Consider the following 4,597-nt stretch of genomic DNA (forward strand, 5'->3'; position numbering starts at 1 on the left):
GAGGTCGAGGCGGTGCTGGCGGCGCATCCGCTGGTGGCGGATGTGGCGGTGGTGGTGCGGGAGGATCGGCCGGGGGACCGGCGGCTGGTGGCGTATGTGGTGGAGGCCGCAGGGGGCACGGTCGCGGGGGCGGTGGAGCCGGTCGGCGGTCCGGCTCCGGGCGGGGCGGCGGCGGATGTGTCGGATGCGCTCGCCCTCTTGGGTGTGGCGGGTTCGTCGGATGTGTTGAGCGTGAACCTGCCGGATGTGTCCGGTGCGCCGATTCTCTCGGGTGGGTTGGATGCGGGGGAGTTGCGGCGGTTCGCGGGGGAGGTGTTGCCCGATTACATGGTGCCGTCGGTGGTGGTGGTGGTGGAGGTGTTGCCGTTGACGGGGAACGGGAAGCTGGATCGGGCGGCGTTGCCGGCGCCGTCGGTGGTGGGGGCTGGGGTGGTGTCGGGTGGGGGGGTGTTGTCGGCGCGGGAGGAGGTGTTGTGCGGTCTGTTCGCGGAGGTGTTGGGGGTTGAGCGGGTGGGGGTGGATGACGGGTTCTTCGATCTGGGTGGGGACAGCATCGTGGCGATTCGGTTGGTGGCTCGGGGGCGTGCGGCGGGGGTGGTGTTCTCGCCTCGGGATGTGTTCCGGTATCAGAGCGTGCGGGAGTTGGCCGCGGTCGCGGTCGAGGAACGGCAGCGGCGGGGCGAGCCGGAAGACGCGGGAATCGGATGGTTTCCAGCGACTCCGATCATGGCTTGGCTCGCGGAACGCGAAGGTCCTGTCGCCGGTTACCACCAGACGGTCGTCCTGCGGGTTCCTCCCGGGCTTGGGCTGGAGCGTCTGACGTCGGCGGTGCAGGTGGTGCTGGATCACCATGACGTGCTGCGGCTGCGGGTGTCGGCGGATGAGGGGTATGAGGTCGCTCCGCGGGGGGCGGTGGTGGCGGACGGGTGCGTGCGCCGGGTGGAGGTGTCGGGGGATCTGGCCGTCGCGGTGGCCGAGCAGGCGGCGCTCTCGCGGTCGGGGTTGGATCCGGTGGCCGGGCAGCTGGTCCGGGTGGCGTGGTTGGACGCCGGGCCGGAGGTGTCGGGGCGGTTGGTGGTGACGGTGCACCATCTGGCGGTGGACGGGGTGTCCTGGCGCATCCTGCTGCCGGACCTGTTCACCGCCTGGAACGCGACCCCCGAGAACGCGACCCCGCAAGCGGCAGTTCACGAGGAGGCCATCCACCGGGCGGCCCCGCGAGAGGCGACCGCTCAAGAAGGAACCGCGCCGGAAGCGGCCGCTCAGGAGGGGGCCACTCATCGGGGAACCGTCCCGGTGCTGGAGCCGGTGCCCACCTCCTTCCGTACCTGGGCACACCGCCTGCACGACGAGGCTCCCAACCGGGTCGGCGAACTCGACCACTGGGCCGAGATCCTCGACGGCCCCGATCCGCGTATCGGGCGCAGGTCCCTCGATCCGCGTCTCGACACCGCCGCGACGTTGCGCAGTCTCCGCCGTACCCTGCCTCCGGAGAGGGCCGAACCTCTGCTGGCGGCCGTCCCCGCCGCGTTCCACGGCCGGGTCAACGACGTGCTGCTCGCCGGGCTCGCCCTGGCCGTGACCCACTGGCGCAGGAGGCGCGGCGCCCGGGGCACCTCCGTCCTGCTCGACCTGGAGGGGCACGGCCGTGAGGAGATCTTCCCCGACGTCGACCTGTCCAGGACCGTGGGCTGGTTCACCACCATCCACCCCGTCAGGCTCGACCCGGGTCTGACCGGCTGGTCCGACGAGAGGGCCGCGGCTCAGGCGATCAAAAAGGTCAAGGAGCAGCTCAGAGCGCTGCCCGACCCGCTGGGTTACGGGATGCTCCGCCATCTCGCACCGGAGACCGCGCAGAAGCTCGCCGAGCTTCCCCGTCCGCAGATCGTGTTCAACTACCTCGGTCGGGTCGCGGTCACCGGAGGCGACTGGAACCTGGTTCCCACCGAGATCGGCGGCTACGACCCCGGAATGCCGGTGACCCACGTCCTGGAGGTCAACGTGACCACGCACGACCGGCCGGACGGCCCTCACCTGGAGGCCGTCTGGTCCTGGCCCGAGGGGGTGCTCGACGAGGCGGAGGTCGCCGAGCTGGCCGAGACCTGGTTCGAGGCGCTCGCCGGGCTGGCCGAGCACGGCGCGGGAGGACACACGCCGAGCGACCTCCTGGTCGACCTGGACCAGGGGGAGATCGACCGCATCCAAGCCGCGTGGGAGAAGCGTTGACGCAGGTCCAGGACATCCTCCCGCTCTCGCCGCTGCAGCAGGGCCTGTTCTTCCACGCCCTCCACGACGAGCACGACCTCTACACCGCGCAGGTCACCATCGACCTGGACGGCCCGCTGGACGTCCCCGCGCTCCGTGCCGCCGCCGCCAGGCTGCTCGAACGCCACTCCAACCTGCGCGCCGCCTTCTGGCACGAGGACCTCAGCCGGCCCGTCCAGGTCATCCCGGACAGTGTCGAACCGTCCTGGCGGGAGGTCGAGGGGGCAGATCCGGCCGCGGTGGCCGCGGAGGAGAGGGCACGCCCGTTCGACCTGGCGGTGCCGCCGCTCATCCGCTTCGTTCTCGTACGGCCGGAGCCCGGCAGGCACCGGCTGATCATCACCAACCATCACATCCTGCTCGACGGATGGTCCACCCCGCTGCTTGTCACAGAACTGCTGGCGCTCTATCTCGGTGTGGAGGCCCCGCCCGCGCCGCCCTACAGGAACTACCTGGCCTGGCTGTCCCGCCAGGACCGCGCCGCCGCGAAGGACGCCTGGGACCGGGCGCTGGAGGGCATTGACGAGCCGACGCTGGTGGCGCCCGCCGCGGGCGCGCCCGTGACGCCGGGCAAGGTCGCCACCGAACTGGGCGCCGACCTGACCGCCGCGCTGACCAGACTGGCCCGTCGCCGTGGCGTCACGGTCAACACGGTCCTGCAGGGAGTGTGGGGACTGCTGCTCGCCAAGCTGACCGGCCGCGAGGACGTCGTCTTCGGCGCGGTCGTATCGGGCCGCCCACCCGAGCTGCCCGGGGTCGAGCGCATGGTCGGCCTGTTCATCAACACCGTGCCCGTCCGGGTCCGGCTCCGGCCCGCCGAGCCCGTCGGTGAAATGCTGGAACGCCTCCAGGACGAGCAGGCGGAGCTGATGCCCCACCATCACCTGGGGCTGACCGAAATCCAGCGCGGCATCCTGTTCGACACCGTCACCGTGCTGGAGAACTACCCGTTCGATCCCTCCACCGCCGGTACCGCCCTTGGCGAGGTCCGGCTGACCGGCTTCGGCTCGACAGACGCCCACCACTACCCTCTCGCCCTCGCCGCCGTCCCCGGCGACCGCCTCACCCTGCGGCTGGACCACCGCCCCGACCTGTTCAGCACCGCCGAGGCCCGGCGGCTGCTCGACCGGATGAGCCTGCTGCTCACCGCGATCGTCACCGACCCGGACACGCCGGTCGGCCGGATCGGCATCCTTGACGTCGCCGAGCACAGACAGGCCGTCGAGGAGTGGAACGAAACCGGCGCACCGGTGCCGCGCCGTACGTTGCCCGAGCTCTTCGAAGCCGCCGTCGCCCGTGACCCCGAGGCCACCGCGCTGGTCCACCTCGGCGAGAGTGTCACGTACGGGCAGCTCAACGGCCGCGCCAACCGTCTGGCTCGGCTGCTGACGGCCGAGCACGGAATCGGCCCCGAGCGGTTGGTGGCGCTGAGGCTGCGCCGTTCCGCCGATCTGGTGGTCGCGGCGCTGGCCGTGCTGAAGGCGGGCGGTGCGTACCTGCCCGTGGACCTCGGCTACCCGGAGGAACGGGTCGCCTACATGCTCGCGGACGCCGCCCCCGCCCTGGTGATCGACGCCGACTGGCTGGCCGGGGTCGACACCTCCGGATACGTGGAGTCCGATCCGGGTGTGCCGCTCGTGCCGGAGAGTCCGGCGTACGTGATCTACACCTCTGGTTCGACGGGGCGGCCCAAGGGTGTCGTGGTCACCCATGCCGGCATCGCCGCCCTCGCCTGCTCGCAGGTCGACAGATTCGGGATCACTCCGGACAGCCGTGTTCTGCACTTCGCCTCGCCGAGCTTCGACGCCTCGGTCATGGAACTGCTGATGGCCTTCGCGGCCGGGGCCGCCCTTGTCATTCCTCCTTCCGGCGCCTACAGCGGAGCCGCGCTGGCCGATGCCCTGCGGGATGCGCGGGTCACCCATGCCCTGATCCCCCCGGCGGCCCTGGCGGGGGTTCCGGAGGTCCCGCTGCCCCACCTGCGGACTCTGATCGTCGGCGGGGACGCCTGCGCGCCGAATCTGGTGGACACCTGGGCCCCCGGCCGTCTGATGATCAACGCGTACGGCCCGACAGAGGCGACCATCGCCGCCACCATGAGTGCCCCCCTGAAGGCGGGTGAGATCCCGCCGATCGGTTCGCCGGTGCGCGACGCGCGGGCGTACGTGCTGGATTCGTGGCTGCGGCCGGTTCCGGCCGGGGTGGAGGGGGAGCTGTACCTGGCCGGGCCCGGTCTCGCGCGGGGGTATCTGGGGCGGGCCGGGTTGACGGCGGAGCGGTTCGTGGCGTGTCCGTTCGGTGGTTGTGGTGGGCGGATGTATCGGACGGGGGA

2 protein-coding genes are annotated in these 4,597 nt (G+C 71.6%); both read left to right on the plus strand.

Going from position 1 to position 4,597, the window contains the following annotated elements:
* On the plus strand, positions 1-2,226 hold a 2,226-nt coding region (locus tag AB0J58_RS44155), incomplete at its 5' end, for a condensation domain-containing protein (RefSeq protein ID WP_364227632.1).
* Positions 2,223-4,597, plus strand: a 2,375-nt coding sequence (locus tag AB0J58_RS44160; protein WP_364227635.1) for an amino acid adenylation domain-containing protein, incomplete at its 3' end; no start/stop codon positions are given. The genes AB0J58_RS44155 and AB0J58_RS44160, both read left to right, overlap by 4 nt.

Source organism: Streptosporangium sp. NPDC049644, from assembly GCF_040675205.1.
Classification (GTDB): domain Bacteria; phylum Actinomycetota; class Actinomycetes; order Streptosporangiales; family Streptosporangiaceae; genus Streptosporangium; species Streptosporangium fukuiense.